We start from the raw sequence: 16,768 nt of genomic DNA, 5'->3' as shown, positions 1-16,768 counted from the left end.
TTATCTTTAACCAAAACCGCTATACCATGGCTATACCAAAAAAAGACCTGGACGAATTGCTCCACGCAAACGTAATTACACCCCAAACCGTTTGGGATATAGAACAATACTACCTTACCAAAAAGCAACAGCAAGCTAATCCGCTGCTTGCCATATTTGCCGCCCTGGGCGGTATACTGGTAGGGCTGGGCATCATTCTCATTTTTGCCCACAACTGGGATAACTTTTCCCGACAGGTAAAAACCATTTTGGCTTTTACACCACTGTTACTTTCGCAAGCCTTCGCGGCGTATTGTATTATTAAAAACAAGAGCGTTGCTTTTAAAGAAACCGCGGCGGTACTGGTATTCTTTTCGGTAGGGGCAAGCATATCGCTGGTGGCACAGATTTACAACATTAGTGGCGATTTTCCTAAATTCCTGCTTACTTGGGCGCTGCTGTGTGCGCCGGTTATGTACTTGTTGCGCAGTAATGCCGTTGTGGTGCTGCACCTTATCATGGCTGTTGTGTACGTAGTTAATAAAAGCTTATGGAAGTACCCGTATGAAGAACCGTACTGGTATTTGGCACTAATAGCCATTGTGCTACCGTACTACTACAGCCTTATTAAAAATGACCCCGAAGGCCGTATGACCCGTGTACTGCATGTGCTGATGCCTACATCATTTATCATAGCTGCAACCACCTTTTTTTCGCATACGGGTAATTTTTCCCTGTTGCTTTTCATGGTGTTTTTTGGGTTACTATACCTGTTGGGCAAACTGCCGCAACTGTCGCGTGTATATACGTTTGTAGGTATAACAGGACTTTCTGTAATAATGTTTGTTGGGTCATTCCGTGATATGTGGAACCTATTTATGAATAAAATATCTGCGGGTTATATAGTGGTATTTGTATTAATGATTTTAGGAATTGTTTTTATGATATTCAGGAATCTGAAGAAGAAAGATACCGATCCGGTTCAGTTTCTATCAGTAACATTATTACTTGTTTATGTATTGTCTGTGTTGTCGCCTGCCTTCGCAGCCGTGGTTACTAACTTACTGGCACTTGCCACAGGTTTGTGGTATATAAGAAAAGGTATACATAAACTGAATTATCCCTTAGTAAACTTTGGGCTTATTATAATTACCATACTTGCCGGCTGTCGCTTTTTTGATACCGACCTTAGTTTTGTAGTCCGCGGGCTGTTGTTTGTGGGGGTAGGAGCAGGCTTTTTTGTAGCCAATTATACCGTAAGCAAACGAAAACAACAAACCTTAAAACCACAACCTCATGAAAACTAAAATATTATTAATTGGTTTTGCAGCTATGGCTATTATACAACTGGCCATACCGGGACAAATGGCGTACGAAAATGAACTTGCCTATAGCGGAGGAACCGAGTATAAATTTAAGACAAAGCCGATAGACCCTACCGATCCTTTTAGGGGTAAATATATTTGGCTGGATTTTGAGGCTGATACCATTCGTGCCAAGAAATACCAGTTTAGTGAAGATGAAAAAGTGTACGCACTGCTGGGCAAGGACAAAGAAGGTTTTGCTAAAGTAACCAAACTTCAAACCAAAAAACCTGAGAAAGGAGATTATGTTTTGGTAGATATAGGATATAATTATGACGGAATACAGCACTTTGATTTTAAGTTTAACCGCTTTTATATGGAAGAAAGCAAGGCACCTGATGCAGAAATTTTGTACAGCGAAAACAATAATAATGAGAATAAATTGCCGGCGTATGCTGTAGTATCTGTAAGGTGCGAAGTGGCTGTGGTTAAGGATGTTATAGTGGGTGGTTTGCCCATAAAAGAGTACGTGGAAAAACATCAGAAAAACCCTTCAGAAAAAGTAGACTAATTATAAATAACTGAAAATGTTTGGTTTATAAAAAACAAATGCTATACATTTGCACCACGTTTAACAACAAGATAAAAACTAGAAAAAATGCGTTTCACAATATCTAACATAAAGCTACAGGATGCAGGCGGAGTACTTGCACCGGCGATGGGGTATTGTGTAATTAATTTTGGATAGATAAAATATATTCATAACACATATACAGGCCCCGTAACGCAAGTTCCGGGGCTTTTTATTTGCACATGCTACAACACATTGTATACATACCAAGCGTAAGCCGTCCTGAGTTATTCGGGCAAAACGGCTATGGCACAGGACCGCATATTCCCTTGTGAAAGGAGGAATTACACCTTAACAAAGGTAAAAGCCCGGTCCCGTTAACGACCGGGCTTTTTTTATTCCCCTCCACCGGAGGGGTGCCCGCAGGGCGGGGTGGTTCTGAGCGCAGGATAGCGTGGATGGGTTCTTCCATTCCGACCGGAGCGCAGCGCAGTGGAGGAATCTCAATACTCATACTGAGATGTCTCCTATCGTCGACATGGAACAATTGTGTTTCAGTAAAATAATAACAAAACAATCGTCGGACGTCAGGCATCGGGCCTTCGACTTTCGACTAAAAAATAAATAAATGTTCAAAAAAACAACAAACCCGGCAATCACTTAGTGCAGCCTTAACCAGCCAAACCAGGTGTTTGCCACAACGCTAAAAGCCATGGAAACACTAAACACACAACTTGCGCCTTTTGCAATACGCTTCCCGGCGCTGGTAGAGCAACTTTACCACAATCCGCCGGGCGCCACTATGGCAGGCGATAGCATAGAAGCTACCATACACAATCATTTTGCAGCCATGAGCGCTGCAAACCACACCTGGAAACGCGAAACATTTTACAGGTTGCTTATGGTTATGTACGGCAAAAAATGCTACGGTGTGCTTAGAAATCCGGCGTATATAGACGTACTGGCAAACATCAGCCGGTTTGGTAACAAAACCGTAAGGCCTATAGAAGACTGGACAAAAGACAGCCTTACTGCCGATGGCCAACTGGCAAGCATTATCAGGTATTTGTTTGCAGTGTATGAGGTGCCGCAGTTTATGGAGCATGTATTTGCCGAAAGCAATATAGTACACATGCTGTGGTACATACAGCTGGGCAGGGGCGACAGTGTGTTAAGCCTGTGTGCATTTCCGGCTAAGTTTACACACAAAATGGCGCACGAGTTCAGGAACACGCCGGGCCATGTGTACACTATAGACCAAGCCATAAGGAGGGCGCAGGCACTGGGTTACGGTGCTACGCATAAGCTTGCCGAAAACATAGCATGGTCTGTAAATGTAGCCGAGATAAAAGACAATGCATTCAGGGCAAAGATGATACAGTTTGTGGCTAAGCACGCCCGTGGTGCCCAGTTTGTAGAGGTAGAATCGGTTATGGGTTATGTGGCGGAAAAGCATGGCGAGGCAACCGGTTTTAAACTGAAAGGCCGTGCATGGGCTGCACTGGTAAAAGCCGCCCGCGAACACGAGGTGGAAAAGGCCAAAAGGCTTGCTGCCGAAATGCGGGGCGACTGGAAACCTGTAGCGATAGCCGACTACGAAGCTGTTGAGGAAATGTACACCTACCGTATTGTGCAGTTGGTAACCTCTGAAGAACTATACGAAGAAGGCCGTGAAATGAGCCACTGTGTTGCTGACTACGCAGATGATTGTGCTGAGGGTGAAATTGCCATCTTTTCGGTAAGAAGTTTTAATGCAGACTACGATGGTTATTATACGCTTGCCACACTGGAATACAGCGTTACTGAAAATGCTATTGTACAGGCACAGGGCAGGTTTAACGAAAATGTTTCGGCAGAGGCCGAAAAGCACATACTGGCCTGGACTAAAGCGGAAGGCATAGATGTACACTGTAGGTTGTACTATGAGTACGAAGCACCTGCACCAATACAAGTGCCACAGGCTGCCCAACCGGTAAGGCCACAAGCAGAGATGCCACGGATAATACCGCGTCCTGATCCCCTTGAGGTACACCGCCAAATGATGGCAAGGAGGCGTAATGAGGCTAACAATGACGGTTTTGATATCGATGCTTCAACCTTAATAAAGGTAGCATTGATTCTGATAAAGCTATTGATACTGATGTCTCGCTGTCATTAAGGTGCGTTAATGTGGGCTCGGATTGCACCCGAGGGGCTTGCCCGAACTGACGAAGTAAATCCGGGCCATCAGATGAACGTGCCAATAATAAATCACCGAAAGCCCATTTTCAACTTTTGACATTGGGATTTCGACTAAACTAAAATTTTATGGCAAAATTAAAAATTAGAGGTAACCACCTCATAGATATAGGATTTCCGCAGAACAAGGCAATTACCATTGCGCTGGATGATATGAAAAAATTCCACAAGCGCGAATCAAGAGAACGGGTATTGGTCATGCTGAAAGAAGTATTGGCAAACCCGCAGGAATACATGGGCGACGGTATTATGGGCCGTACCGCCGAGGCGCTGCTGGAAGCGAAGAAAACCGAAAGCCGCCAACTGAATACGCAGCGTGCACCGTACACCATTTTTGGTGAAGACGGCATAGCCCGCGAGGCTAAAGACCAGTTGTATACCGCACTGAAACTGCCCATAAGTAAACTCGGAGCCCTTATGCCCGACGGTCATGGGGGCTACGGCCTGCCCATAGGCGGGGTACTGGCTACCGAAAACGCCGTAATACCGTATGGTGTAGGCGTAGATATTGGCTGCCGTATGTGCCTTACCGTTTATGACATAGACCCCAGTTACCTGGATGGTGCAAAGGACAAATATGTAAATATTTTGAACGAGCACACCAAATTCGGGATGAGTGAAGTACACAGGAGTCCGGCAGACCACGCCATTTTTGAGCGCAGCGAGTTTAATCATATTCCGTTTGTAAAACGCCTTAAAGACAAGGCCTGGAAACAACTCGGCTCATCAGGTGGAGGTAACCATTTTGTGGAATTTGGTATAGTAACCATTGCCGAAAAAGATGCCACCCTAAACCTGCCTGCGGGCACTTATGTAGGCTTGCTGTCGCATAGCGGTTCGCGCGGCCTTGGGGCAAACATTGCCAAAGAGTATACAACTCTTGCCATGAAACAAACTCCATTGCCCAAAGAGGCAAAACACTTGGCATGGCTGGATTTAGACACGCATGATGGACAGGAATACTGGCTTGCCATGAACCTTGCCGGCGATTATGCCTCGGCTTGCCACCACGATATTCACAGGCGTATAAGTAAGGCATTGGGCGCACGCCCATTGGCTATGGTAGAAAACCACCACAACTTTGCCTGGAAAGAAATGGTAAACGGACAGGAACTGGTAGTACACCGCAAGGGAGCGACCCCTGCCGGAAAAGATGTACTGGGCATAATACCGGGAAGTATGACGGCTCCGGGCTTTATAGTAAAAGGCAAAGGCAACGTGCAGTCCATCAATTCGGCGAGCCACGGGGCGGGCAGGTTACTGTCGCGCACGCAGGCCAAAAGGGAGATTACCAACAGCCAACTGAAAAAAGTACTGGCACATCATGGTGTTACGCTCATAGGCTCCAGTATAGACGAAGCGCCTATGGCATATAAAGACATCCATGAGGTAATGGCACAGCAAACCGAACTGGTAGATGTACTGGGAACTTTTACCCCGAAAATCGTAAGGATGGACAGGGGATAAGGTGTTCATAGTTTATAGTTCATGGTTTGTTGTTGAGCAACGTAAAGGGTAAGAGTAAGCATTCCCCTCCCTTGGAGGGGTGGCTGAAAGCCGGGGTGGTAAAGGTTTATAAAGAACCACCTTTGATAGCGCAAATTTATCGGTATGAGTGAAGCTGTTCCCCTCTTGAGAGGGGTTAGGGGTGTGTCTTTTATAGCAAAGAACACTACAGCAACGTAATAGCGTACCGGAAAAACAATAAAAACCTTCCATATAAAGGAAGGCGGAGAGGGGGCGAAACCAACTAACCAACCCCAACAAAAGCCACAAGTGTGCAGGTGCAGGCCGGTGCTGTAACAGGACAGCAACTTGCACGTATGTATTTTAAACCGACCTTTTCAATGCCTGAAGGTGCCGGTTACTGCCCTGTGCAGCTGTGTGGTAAATTAATAATGTATAACACGTACCAGTTATGGGAATTAATAATTATGAAGTAATGTACATACAGGCTAAGGATAACTATCCTTATAATGTAGAGGAGTGCATAGAAAAGCTTCAGTATGTTATAGCTGCCGACGATGAACACGCCGGAGCACACTTTTTAATGGGGCAGATTTATGAAGAACAGCTCCATGATTATAAGCAGGCCGAGTACTACTACCGCATGACGCTGTACCTGGATAAGGAATACATACCCGTATATGCGCAGTATGGCCGTATGCTTATAAACCGCAGCAGGCTGGAAGATGCTAACCGCATTATAGAAGCCGGCCTTAAGGTGCCGGGCATTGCGCTGGCCGAGTTGCACTCATTACAGGGATTTTTGTACGAGCGTTTTGAAATGTACGCTACCGCTATAGAATACTATAACAAAGCGAAGCTGCATTGCCTAAGCTCGGGTTTTATGTGCACTATGGACGACCATATAAAACGGGTAAAGGATAAAAAAGCCCTGCAAAAGAAACTGAATAAACCCAAAGAAGCCGAAAAGAAGGAGAAAGACAAAGAGAAGAAGAAAAAGGCTTCTTAATATGAAACCACAGATTAGTCTGTGGTTTTTTTCTTCCATTTCGAACGCAGCGTAGCGGAGTTGAGAAATCTCTGAGGAGAGAGATGTCTACATAGGACTACTTTCAAAATGTTTTTTATAGTTTTTAGTTGCGTAATGAGATGTTTTAACATTTCTTTGGTACGAATATTGTTGCAATAAATACAAAACCGGCATTAGCACCAATTACCGCTTTAGCCCCTCCGGGGCGTTTTGTGCGGAAAACTTTTACTCCCTCGTTTGAGTATTATTGTTATCTTTGTTCCTTGCCCGAAACACACGTTAAAGTAGATGAGTTTAGTCACCCCTAAAGAGGTTGCAAAAGCAATAAAAACAGATAAGTACGGATTTTTAGGTACTTTGTCAGGATGGCTCCTGATGAAAGTGCTTAAGATTTCTACCCTGAATAAGATATACGACCGCAATAAGCACCTTAGCGACCTGGAGTTTCTTAATTCGCTGCTGGATGAATTCCAGATAAAGTTTGAAATCCCTGAAGAAGACCTGAAGCGCCTGCCAAAGAGCGGCCCTTATATAACCGTATCTAACCACCCACTGGGTGGTATAGACGGTATACTGCTCCTGAAACTTATGGTGGAGCGCGAACCCCAGTTTAAAATTATAGCCAACTTCCTTTTGCATCGCATAGAGCCACTTAAGCCTTATGTAATGCCGGTAAACCCTTTTGAAACCCACAAGGATGCCAAGAGCAGCGTTGCCGGAATTAAGGATGCACTGCGCCACCTTAAGGACGGACACCCACTGGGAATTTTCCCGGCAGGTGAGGTAAGTACCTATAAGGATGATAAGCTGATTGTAGACAAACCGTGGGAAGAAGGTGCCATACGCCTTATTAAAAAAGCGCAGGTGCCGGTAGTGCCTATATACTTCCATGCCAAAAACAGCAGGTTGTTTTACTGGCTGTCGCGTATGAGCGACACCATGCGTACTGCCAAGCTGCCCAGCGAGCTGCTTACCCAGAAAAGGCGTGTTATTAAGGTGCGTATAGGTAAGCCTATATCGGTTGCCGAACAAGCCGAGTATGCTACAACGGCAGAGTACAGTGAGTTTTTGCGCCGTAAAACCTATATGCTGGCCAATGCCTTTAATAAGGAGACCAAGCTGCTGGACACGTCGAGCCTGAACCTGAAACTGCCTAAAGAGCCTAAGAAGATAGCGCTGCCTGCAAACCAGGATAAAATACTTGCCGAAATAGGTAACCTGCGAAAAGAAGATGCCCGATTGCTGCAAAGCAAAAACTACGAGGTGTTTTTTGTTTCGGCAGATAAAATACCAAACATACTGCACGAAATAGGCCGCCTGCGCGAAATTACTTTCCGTGAGGTGGGTGAGGGAACTAATGAATCGCTGGACCTGGATCAGTACGATAAGTACTACCATCATATGTTCCTGTGGGACGACGATACCCAGGTTATAGCCGGTGCTTACCGTATGGGGCTTGGCTCCCAGATTTATAAAAAGCACGGCATAGACGGTTTCTATCTGCACGACCTGTTCCGTTTTGAGCCGGAGCTGTATGATATGATGAGCAAGTCTATAGAAATGGGGCGTGCTTTCATTATAAAAGATTACCAGCAAAAGCCAATGCCGCTGTTCCTGCTGTGGAAAGGTATAGTGCACACCACGCTGCATTTCCCGGAACATAAGTACCTGATAGGCGGTGTGAGCATCAGCAACCAGTTTAGTGATTTCAGTAAATCGCTGATGATTGAGTTTATGAAGTCGCATTACTACGATCCGTACATTGCGCAGTACATTCACCCTAAAAAAGAATACAAGGTAAAGCTTAAGGACGACGATAAGGACTTTGTGTTTAACGAAGCCGAAGCCGACCTTAACAAGTTTGATAAAATCATTGAAGAGGTAGAGCCGGGCAACCTGCGCCTGCCGGTACTGATTAAAAAGTACATTAAACAAAATGCCCGCGTTATAGCCTTTAACGTAGACCCGTTATTTAACAATGCTATAGACGGACTGATGTACATACGTATAGCCGACCTGCCCGAAAGTACCGTAAAACCGGTTATGGAAGAATTTCAGGCAGAACTGGAACGCAAGGTTACAGAAAGGGGAGAAGACGGGTTGTAAATGCCTGTCCCCGAAAATACATTATAAAGAAAATGCCTCCTGTTACGGGAGGCATTTTTATTTCAACAAAAAACCACCTGTAAAGGTGGTCTTGTATTTTAGTATTGTGTTTGTCCTATTTCGTTAAGATCCTGATATGGGTTTTTAGGGTTCGGACCATATTTGTTTTTACCAATTGTACCTTCAGTTAATAAAAGTATCAATATCCAAAAAAAGCCTATTAAAGGAATAAAAGCTACAAGTATCATCTTGCCACTTTTCCCGATATCGTGCATCCTTCTTACTAACAAGGCCAATGTGGGGATTAGCGATGCAATAACATAAATGAAAGACAGCCAGATTAGCCATCCATTATTCGTGATAATAGGAATAGTTGTAAGGAGCATACAAATTATGTTATTTATAAAAATGAAATACCATACTTCTTTACGGCGTGCTCTTCCTTTAAAATTGATATAGTTGTAACGAAAGGTGCTAAAGTAGTATTCAAACATAATTTAAAAATAATTGGTCTTTCCTACTCTTTTATGGATTTTCAGTTGCTCCTTTTTTTCTTGTGAGGAACCAAAATAGCACTTTTTTTCGAATGTGTGTAATGGTTACTGATAAATCATTTTTATCTTATCTACTATTACCTGCGCCAGGCGTTCGTGGCTTTCAAAGGTCCAGCCGGCTATGTGCGGGGTAAGCAGTACGTTTTCGGAATCCAGTAAATACTGAAATGCTTCCGGTATATCGCCCTCGTTAAACAGGGTTTCAAACGATGATTTTTCATATTCCAAAACATCGAGCCCGGCGCCCAGTACCTTACCCGATTTCAATGCTTCGGACAAGTCTGCCGTAACCACGCTGTTGCCCCTGGCGGTATTTATCAGCCAAAAGGGTTTTGCAAAAGCGTTTATAAAGTCAGTATTAATCATTTTATCGGTTTCAGGGGTCCACGGGGTGTGTAGGCTTACTACATCAACCTTTTCTCTAAATTCCTCAAGCGACACTTGTGTTGCATTGGCATCGGCCACACCGTCTTTAATGTCGTAGCACAAAACTTCCACATCAAACCCACGTAGTTTTTTGGCAAAGCTTTTACCCATGTTTCCGTAGCCTATAATGCCCACGGTTTTACCATCGAGCTCGTGCCCGCGGTTGCCTTCGCGTATCCAATGTCCTTCGCGGACTTGGCGGTCGGCTTTATTCAGGTTGTTAAAGAGGGAGAGCAGCATACCCAGTGCCTGTTCGCCCACGGCGTTGCGGTTGCCCTCGGGTGCAGCAATAAGATGAATGCCTTTACTTTCGGCATAATCACAGTCTATGCTTTCCAGTCCGGCACCTACACGGGCTATAAATTTCAGGTTGGTGGCGCGGTCTATAAAAGCCTTGTCAATCTTAAACCTGCTACGGATAACAATGCCGTTGTAATTGGCAATTTTATCCTCTATTTCCGCTTTGGTGCTTTTGTAATCGCCCTCGTTTATAAAACCGGCATCCTCCAGCCCGTTCCACAAAACCGGGTGGTTAGTGTCCAGATGTAGGATGCGTATGTTGTTGTATTCGTTATTCATTGTATGCATTTAGTCGATAACCATTTCGGGTATTTCGCCTTCAATAATCAGGTTGCCTTCAGTGGCTTTAATAATATCTTCTACGGTTACTCCTGGGGCGCGCTCCAGTAGCTTAAAGCCTTCGGGTACAATTTCCAGTACGGCAAGCTCGGTAACTATTTTCTTTACGCAGCCCACACCGGTAAGCGGCAGTGAACAACGTTTAAGCAATTTGCTTTCGCCGGCTTTGTTTACGTGCATCATGGCCACGATGATATTCTCGGCACTGGCTACTAAGTCCATAGCGCCACCCATGCCTTTTACCATTTTGCCCGGAATTTTCCAGTTGGCTATATCCCCGTTTTCGGCAACCTCCATAGCACCCAGTATGGTAAGGTCTACGTGCTGACCGCGTATCATGCCAAAGCTGGTAGCGCTGTCAAAAAACGATGCACCCGGCAGGGTAGTTATGGTTTGTTTACCGGCGTTAATCACATCGGCATCTTCCTCGCCCTCAAACGGGAAAGGCCCCATGCCCAGAACCCCGTTCTCACTCTGGAATTCTACACTTATATCTTCCCTTACGTAATTGGCTACCAATGTAGGGATGCCAATACCCAGGTTTACAAAATAGCCGTCTTTTACTTCACGGGCTATTCGTTTTGCGATTCCTATTTTATCTAACATGGTTATGTATCAATTTTTTAATGTACCAGTGTACCAATGGAGCTACACTCTTAGCGGTTAGCTTTACTGGTGCTTAGAATTTTATAAATAATGAGCCCGATTTCCCCAATTCCGATTTTCAGCGCCGGGTTAAACGGATAAGAATTAGAACGTTCGCACAGCAGCAGCCAGTATTTTGTTTCTTCTACTTCCTTTGCTGCTATTTTTACTTTATGAATAAAATCAGCGCGGCTTTCGGCATTTTGGGCTTCGTGTATATTGGCTCCTATACTTGTTCCGCATCTGAGTAATTGCTTCGCTATAACAAACTTTTTGTGTTGTTCCAAAAGTTCGCAAAACTGTATTATTTCCAGCGCAAAGTCAACCGACTTTGTAACGATTAGGTTCTCTCTTTCCATTAAGTACTAAGGATGGTGGTTAGTAAGTAGCAAGATAACAATTTACAGGTTTTGTTTTCAACGCGCAGCATTGTTACATTGATAAATTGCTACATTAAACCATTACCTTTTCCTTACTGTTCTTTGCTCAATTCGTTTCTCATATTTCTCTCCCTGGAAAATTCTTTGTACAAAAATTCCCGGTACGTGGATAAAGTTAGGGTCCAGCGTTCCGGCAGGTACCAGTTCTTCCACTTCGGCTATGGTAATTTTTGCGGCACCGGCCATAACGGCATTAAAGTTTTTTGCTGTTCCTTTAAAAACAAGGTTACCCGCTTCATCACCTTTCCAGGCTTTTACTATGGCAAAGTCGGCTTTAAAGGCGTGCTCCAGTATGTGCATTTTGCCGTTAAACTCACGCGCTTCCTTACCTTCGGCAACCTCAGTGCCGTAACCCGCAGGGGTAAAGAATGCAGGGATGCCTGCCTGTGCAGCACGGCATTTTTCGGCAAGTGTGCCCTGTGGGGTAAGCTCTACATCGAGCTCGCCACTAAGCATCTGGCGCTCAAACTCGGCGTTTTCGCCCACGTAGCTTGAGATCATTTTTTTTATCTGCTTTTTTTGCAGCAGCAGGCCAAGGCCAAAATCGTCTACGCCTGCGTTGTTACTAATGCAGGTAAGGCCGCTTACGCCTTTTTTTACCAGCTGTGCAATGCTGTTTTCCGGAATGCCGCATAGCCCAAAACCGCCCAGCATTATGGTAACATCATTTTGTATATCCTGCAGGGCTTCCTCAACTCCCTGCACTTTTTTATTAATCATACAATTTATTTTAAAATTGAGGTATAAATATATAAAAAAACACCTTCGTAAGAAGGTGTTTTTTGTGATGAATTTATTTTTTGCTAATAAGGCAATTCTATGTCGTCTGTAGAAGGAGCTGCAAGGCTATCTGTCTCGGAGGTATCTTTAACAGGAGCTTTAAAGTAGCAGTCTACCGGAATTTTCAGGTTGGCCGGACGTTCAAACGGTTTTTGCGAAACCTTGAATACTACCGTATCATCAGCATATACCTTTTTCATGAACAAGCCCCATATAGGCAGTGCCATGGTAGCACCCTGCCCGTAAATAAGGCTGTTAAAGTGTGCCGAACGGTCTTCATTACCTACCCACACTCCGGTACACAGGTTTGGTACCATACCCACGAACCAACCGTCGCTCTGGTTTTGGGTAGTACCCGTTTTACCGGCAACAGGGTTTACAATCTTGTACGGATAGCCCGTCATACGGTCATAGCCCGTACCGCCTGCGCCACCCCACTTAAGGCGCGCACCCGAACCGGTTTCGGTAACGCCTTCCAGTAGTTTTATTACCGCATAGGCTATGTCTTTGTTCATTACCTCGTGGGTTTCGGTTTCACCCTGATAAAGGATTACACCGTTTTTGTCTTCTATTTTTGCTATTACCTGAGGCTTCACATACATACCCTGGTTAGCAAAGGTACTGTATGCTGCTACCATTTCGCTTACGGTAACATCGGCGCTACCCAGTGCAATACTCGGCTGTACCGGTATTTTGCTGGTAAACCCAAGGGCTTTGGCCATGTCTACTACCGGCTGAGGGCCTGTTTTGTCTATAAGTTTAGCAGATACCGTATTTATAGAGTAGGCAAGTGCCTGCTTGTAGGTTACCATACCACGGTACTGCCCGTTAGAGTTCTGAGGGTTCCAGTCGGCATCAATACCGTATTTTCCTTTTGGCATACTGAAAGGCCCGTCGATTACGGTGTCGCAAGGTGAAATACCTTTTTGCTCTATAGCAGTAGCGTATACAATAGGCTTAAAGGTAGAACCTGCCTGGCGTGCACCCTGTGCTACGTGGTCGTACTGGAAGTACTTATAGTTGATACCGCCCACCCATGCCTTAACATAGCCGGTTTGCGGTTCCATACTCATTACACCCGTTTGCAGGAAGTGCTTGTAGTAGCGAATAGAATCCAGCGGGGTCATTACAGTATCGCGTTCGCCTTTCCAGGTAAACACGGTCATGTCGGTCTTTTCGCTGAACGATTTTACAATGTCGTCTTCGCTTTTACCTTCTTCGGTCATTTTCCTCCAGCGCTCGCTGTTGCGCATGGCTCGGTCCATTATTTTATCAGTTTCGCCTTTAGAGATTTTTACAAACGGCGCATTTTTATTGTCCTTTTGTTTAATGAAAAACTCTTCCTGAAGGTTAGCCAAATGCTCATACACAGCTTCTTCGGCATACTTTTGCAGTTTGCTGTCTATGGTAGTGTATATTTTAAGCCCATCGCGGTAAATGTCGTACTCGCTGCCGTCTTCTTTTTTATGTTCTTTTACCCAGTCTGCCATAAAGCCACGCAGGTATTCGCGGAAATAGGTAGCAATGCCCTCCTTGTGGCTTTCAGGATTATAGTTGGTTACTATAGGTTTTTCTTCCAGCTTAGCTTTGGTTGCCTCATCCAGCTTATCGTTTTTTACCATTTGGCTCAGTACGGTATTACGGCGGTTTAGCATACGTGCTTTGGCCTTGTCGCTGGTACGCATAGGGTTGTACAAAGATGGGTTTTTCAGCATTCCCACCAGTACTGCTGCTTCTTCTACCTTAAGATCTTTTGGCTCTTTGCCAAAGTAGGTTTTTGAAGCCGAACGTATACCTACCGCATTGTGGGTAAAGTCTACCGTATTAAAGTACATGGCTATGATTTCCTCTTTGGTGTACTGTCTTTCCAGTTTTACCGCGATAATCCATTCTTTAATTTTTTGTATCAGACGGAATACTATGAAATGTGAACCTTCGCCGTGGAAAAGGTTTTTAGCCAACTGCTGTGTTACCGTACTGGCACCACCGCTGGTACCCAGTGTAGCAAAAGCACGGAATGTACCGCGCGCATCGATACCCGCATGGTCGTAAAAGCGTTCATCCTCTGTAGCAATAAGTGCTTCCACCAGGCTTTTAGGCAGGTCGGCATATTTTACCGGGGTACGGTTTTCCAGGTAAAATTTACCCAGGGTTTCTCCGTCGGCGCTGATTACCTCTGTAGCTACGTTATAGCTTGGGTCTTCCAGCTCCTTAAAGTCGGGCATTTTACCAAAAACACCCCATGATGCCAACAGGAAGAACAGGATAACGCCCAAAAAGGTATATCCGAATATCTTCCAGAATTTTTTTACGTAATGAGAATAATCCTCTTTTTGGTTTACTGCCATATCGCTGTATTATTTTTTCTCAATTCTTAGTCCTATTTCTGTAATGCCGTCCAGTTCCTGCACGCCGGGCACTTCGCCGCCTTTGCGCACCGCCTGCTGTATGGTAAACTTATACTTGCCCGCCTTAGGGAAACGCACGTTTTCCTTGTACCAAAGCTTACTTTCCTTAATATCGCCAAAACCGCTGCCCATAAGGGTACCATCAGGGTTGGCCATATTATATTCCAGTGTGTCTACCTTAGTAACCTTGCTGCCTGGCTGCTGCATGTGTACAATAACAAAAATGTTACTGTAAGGGTAGCTGTTGTTAGTACGGGTAGTAATAAACATATTATAAGGGCTTACCGTATCGGCTGCCTCATAGTTAAACGACAAAATGCTGTCTTTATTCCATTTGCCGTTAAGTTCTTTATACTCGTCAAATACCCTTTTTTCATCACATGACGAAAGCAGCAGTAATGCCCCTACTGCGGCAAGGCTATACTTTATCATTGCCATTTTTATCACCCGACGGTTTTTTCTTATTACGGTTATGATGTTTTTTGTTCTTATTTCCTTCACCCTGTGGCCTGCCTTCGGCATTGTTGTTAGCCTGTTGCTGGCCGCCTTCACCCCTTGGCTGTTGTGGCCTTGGCTCACGCTGAGGCCTGTTACCGCCGTCTTGCCTTGGCTCGCGTTGTGGCCTGTTGTTGCCCTCGCTGCGTTCCCTTCCTTCAGGGCGCGGTTCGCGTTGCGGCCTGTCTTGTCTTGGCTCACGCTGCCTGTTATCACCTTCAGGGCGTGGTTCGCGTTGTGGCCTGCCTTTGTGCCTTTGCTGCGGCTGACCTGCATTATCGTTATTACCACCCGATGGTGTTTCTGCGCGTTCTTTCCTGTTGTCGCGGTCGCGGCCCGGTTTTTTCCTGCGGCGCTTCGGAGCGTCAAAACGGGTAAGGCTATCCTGCCCCACCGCATTAAGGAAACTCTTTTCAGGAGCTACTTCATCAACCTCTATAACATAGTCTTCAAGGGCGGTAATACGCTCTTTCTGCTTATTAAGGTCCATAATTTCGCGTACCTGCTCTGCATCCAGCATGTGCCAGTGCCCCATATCATTAGTATAGGCAAACCACATAAGCCCTTTAAAGATGTCTATCTTCTGGCAAACGGCGTCGCCTTTTTCGGTATATAGTTTTGTATCCATATCCGGAAGCTCCTTAAGGGCATCCAGGTAGGTGTCCAGCTCATAGTTAAGGCAGCACTTTAGCTTACCACACTGGCCTGCCAGTTTTTGCGGGTTAAGCGAAAGCTGCTGATAACGCGCCGCGCTGGTGTTTACGCTACGGAAATCAGTAAGCCAGGTACTGCAGCACAGTTCGCGCCCGCACGAGCCTACACCACCAAGGCGTGATGCCTCCTGGCGGAAGCCCACCTGCTTCATTTCTATACGGATGCTAAACTCGCGTGCGTAGTCCTTAATCAGCTGACGGAAATCCACGCGGTCGTTAGCCGTATAATAGAACGTGGCCTTAGAACCGTCGCCCTGAAACTCAATATCCGAAATTTTCATTTCCAGGTTCAGGCGTATGGCTATTTCGCGTGCGGTAACCTTCATAGGCTCCTCGCGGTTGCGCGCGTTTTGCCAAATGTCAATGTCCTTTTGCGTAGCCTTGCGGTATATTTTAAGCACTTCCCCATCTGGGTCGGCGCCTTTTTTCTTCATCTGAATTTTTACCAGTTCGCCGGTAAGGGTTACAATACCTATATCGTGACCGGGAGATGATTCGGTAGCCACTACATCGCCCATGCTCAGGGTAAGGTTTTCGTGGTTACGGTAAAAGTCCTTGCGTCCGTTCTTAAATCGCACCTCTACACAGTCAAAAGGTTTTTGGCCACCCGGAAGGGTCATATTGCCAAGCCAGTCGAATACCGTGAGTTTGTTGCAGCTATCGGTGCCGCAGGTGCCGTTATTTTTACATCCTCTTGGGGTTCCGCCATTGGCGCCCGAGGAACAGTTAGTACATGCCATAGTTATATATAGGTTGTGGCCGGGCCACTACGTGTCTTTGTTGGTTACTCTGCTCTAAAAACGTTTTTGTGGGTAAAGATAGTGTTTTTTTACCGAACCGACGGAAAAAGCATTCCCCCCCTCGGGTAATGCCCCGCCAGGTAACAGCCGATTGTTAAAGAAACAAACCTTTTATTAAGAAATACCCTCAAAAAATATTAAAATTTAGCTAAACAGCGGTGTATGGCATACGA

General features: G+C 45.3%; 14 protein-coding genes. 6 read left to right on the top strand and 8 right to left on the bottom strand.

Annotated elements, in window-relative coordinates; translation table 11 throughout:
* Positions 1–26 precede the first annotated feature (26 nt).
* The 6 genes from ACLI1A_RS13655 to ACLI1A_RS13630 all read left to right on the top strand — a co-directional run bounded on the left by ACLI1A_RS13655 (position 27) and on the right by ACLI1A_RS13630 (position 8,695).
* Complete coding sequence (locus tag ACLI1A_RS13655; RefSeq protein ID WP_411409233.1) at positions 27–1,286, top strand: DUF2157 domain-containing protein; 1,260 nt, start codon at positions 27–29, stop codon at positions 1,284–1,286.
* Positions 1,276–1,854 (top strand): GDYXXLXY domain-containing protein, encoded by a 579-nt coding sequence (locus ACLI1A_RS13650; protein ID WP_411409232.1) that lies wholly within the window; start codon positions 1,276–1,278, stop codon positions 1,852–1,854. Before ACLI1A_RS13655 ends, ACLI1A_RS13650 begins: the two co-directional genes overlap by 11 nt.
* A gap of 712 nt (positions 1,855–2,566) precedes the next feature.
* On the top strand, positions 2,567–4,012 hold the full coding sequence (locus tag ACLI1A_RS13645) for a PcfJ domain-containing protein (protein ID WP_411409231.1): 1,446 nt from the start codon (positions 2,567–2,569) through the stop codon (positions 4,010–4,012).
* A gap of 149 nt (positions 4,013–4,161) precedes the next feature.
* Positions 4,162–5,559 carry an RtcB family protein gene (locus ACLI1A_RS13640; RefSeq protein WP_411409230.1) on the top strand — a complete coding sequence of 466 codons (1,398 nt, stop codon included), beginning with the start codon at positions 4,162–4,164 and terminating at the stop codon, positions 5,557–5,559.
* Between the two features lie 451 nt (positions 5,560–6,010).
* Entirely contained in the window at positions 6,011–6,568 is a 558-nt protein-coding gene (locus ACLI1A_RS13635) for a hypothetical protein (RefSeq protein ID WP_411409229.1), read from the top strand.
* Between the two features lie 309 nt (positions 6,569–6,877).
* A complete protein-coding gene (locus ACLI1A_RS13630) occupies positions 6,878–8,695 on the top strand; it encodes a GNAT family N-acyltransferase (protein WP_411409228.1) in 1,818 nt (605 codons plus the stop codon).
* 98 nt (positions 8,696–8,793) lie between these two features.
* On the opposite strand, the gene ACLI1A_RS13625 is transcribed toward ACLI1A_RS13630, so the two are convergent.
* From ACLI1A_RS13625 to ricT, 8 genes are all read right to left on the bottom strand, one after another.
* Positions 8,794–9,189 (bottom strand): DUF805 domain-containing protein, encoded by a 396-nt coding sequence (locus tag ACLI1A_RS13625; RefSeq protein ID WP_411409227.1) that lies wholly within the window; start codon positions 9,187–9,189, stop codon positions 8,794–8,796.
* Between the two features lie 105 nt (positions 9,190–9,294).
* Complete coding sequence (locus tag ACLI1A_RS13620; RefSeq protein ID WP_411409226.1) at positions 9,295–10,254, bottom strand: 2-hydroxyacid dehydrogenase; 960 nt, start codon at positions 10,252–10,254, stop codon at positions 9,295–9,297.
* A 9-nt stretch (positions 10,255–10,263) separates the two neighbouring features.
* Entirely contained in the window at positions 10,264–10,920 is a 657-nt protein-coding gene (locus tag ACLI1A_RS13615) for a 3-oxoacid CoA-transferase subunit B (protein ID WP_411409225.1), read from the bottom strand.
* A gap of 50 nt (positions 10,921–10,970) precedes the next feature.
* Positions 10,971–11,318 (bottom strand): four helix bundle protein, encoded by a 348-nt coding sequence (locus ACLI1A_RS13610; protein WP_411409224.1) that lies wholly within the window; start codon positions 11,316–11,318, stop codon positions 10,971–10,973.
* 102 nt (positions 11,319–11,420) lie between these two features.
* Positions 11,421–12,119: a CoA transferase subunit A gene (locus ACLI1A_RS13605; RefSeq protein ID WP_411409223.1), complete on the bottom strand. Its 699-nt coding sequence runs from the start codon at positions 12,117–12,119 to the stop codon at positions 11,421–11,423.
* An 83-nt stretch (positions 12,120–12,202) separates the two neighbouring features.
* Positions 12,203–14,527, bottom strand: a complete 2,325-nt coding sequence (locus ACLI1A_RS13600) for a penicillin-binding protein 1A (RefSeq protein ID WP_411409222.1) — start codon at positions 14,525–14,527, stop codon at positions 12,203–12,205.
* A 9-nt stretch (positions 14,528–14,536) separates the two neighbouring features.
* Positions 14,537–15,025: a gliding motility lipoprotein GldH gene (locus tag ACLI1A_RS13595; protein WP_411409221.1), complete on the bottom strand. Its 489-nt coding sequence runs from the start codon at positions 15,023–15,025 to the stop codon at positions 14,537–14,539.
* Positions 15,006–16,535: a regulatory iron-sulfur-containing complex subunit RicT gene (gene ricT / locus ACLI1A_RS13590; protein WP_411409220.1), complete on the bottom strand. Its 1,530-nt coding sequence runs from the start codon at positions 16,533–16,535 to the stop codon at positions 15,006–15,008. The genes ACLI1A_RS13595 and ricT overlap by 20 nt, the downstream gene beginning before the upstream one ends.
* Positions 16,536–16,768: the final 233 nt, after the last annotated feature.

The organism is Flavobacterium sp. RHBU_3, assembly GCF_046613565.1.
Taxonomy (GTDB): Bacteria; Bacteroidota; Bacteroidia; order Flavobacteriales; family Flavobacteriaceae; genus Flavobacterium.
This window is presented reverse-complemented; position numbering and strand designations above follow the sequence as displayed.

Excerpts from the sequence above, each read along its gene's own strand:
- ACLI1A_RS13595 (WP_411409221.1), bottom strand. The coding sequence starts at position 15,025 with ATGGCAATGATAAAGTATAGCCTTGCCGCAGTAGGGGCATTACTGCTG.
- ACLI1A_RS13625 (WP_411409227.1), bottom strand. The coding sequence starts at position 9,189 with ATGTTTGAATACTACTTTAGCACCTTTCGTTACAACTATATCAATTTT.
- ACLI1A_RS13605 (WP_411409223.1), bottom strand. The coding sequence starts at position 12,119 with ATGATTAATAAAAAAGTGCAGGGAGTTGAGGAAGCCCTGCAGGATATA.
- ACLI1A_RS13600 (WP_411409222.1), bottom strand. The coding sequence starts at position 14,527 with ATGGCAGTAAACCAAAAAGAGGATTATTCTCATTACGTAAAAAAATTC.
- ACLI1A_RS13620 (WP_411409226.1), bottom strand. The coding sequence starts at position 10,254 with ATGAATAACGAATACAACAACATACGCATCCTACATCTGGACACTAAC.
- ACLI1A_RS13610 (WP_411409224.1), bottom strand. The coding sequence starts at position 11,318 with ATGGAAAGAGAGAACCTAATCGTTACAAAGTCGGTTGACTTTGCGCTG.
- ricT (WP_411409220.1), bottom strand. The coding sequence starts at position 16,535 with ATGGCATGTACTAACTGTTCCTCGGGCGCCAATGGCGGAACCCCAAGA.
- ACLI1A_RS13630 (WP_411409228.1), top strand. The coding sequence starts at position 6,878 with ATGAGTTTAGTCACCCCTAAAGAGGTTGCAAAAGCAATAAAAACAGAT.
- ACLI1A_RS13640 (WP_411409230.1), top strand. The coding sequence starts at position 4,162 with ATGGCAAAATTAAAAATTAGAGGTAACCACCTCATAGATATAGGATTT.
- ACLI1A_RS13650 (WP_411409232.1), top strand. The coding sequence starts at position 1,276 with ATGAAAACTAAAATATTATTAATTGGTTTTGCAGCTATGGCTATTATA.
- ACLI1A_RS13645 (WP_411409231.1), top strand. The coding sequence starts at position 2,567 with ATGGAAACACTAAACACACAACTTGCGCCTTTTGCAATACGCTTCCCG.
- ACLI1A_RS13615 (WP_411409225.1), bottom strand. The coding sequence starts at position 10,920 with ATGTTAGATAAAATAGGAATCGCAAAACGAATAGCCCGTGAAGTAAAA.
- ACLI1A_RS13635 (WP_411409229.1), top strand. The coding sequence starts at position 6,011 with ATGGGAATTAATAATTATGAAGTAATGTACATACAGGCTAAGGATAAC.
- ACLI1A_RS13655 (WP_411409233.1), top strand. The coding sequence starts at position 27 with ATGGCTATACCAAAAAAAGACCTGGACGAATTGCTCCACGCAAACGTA.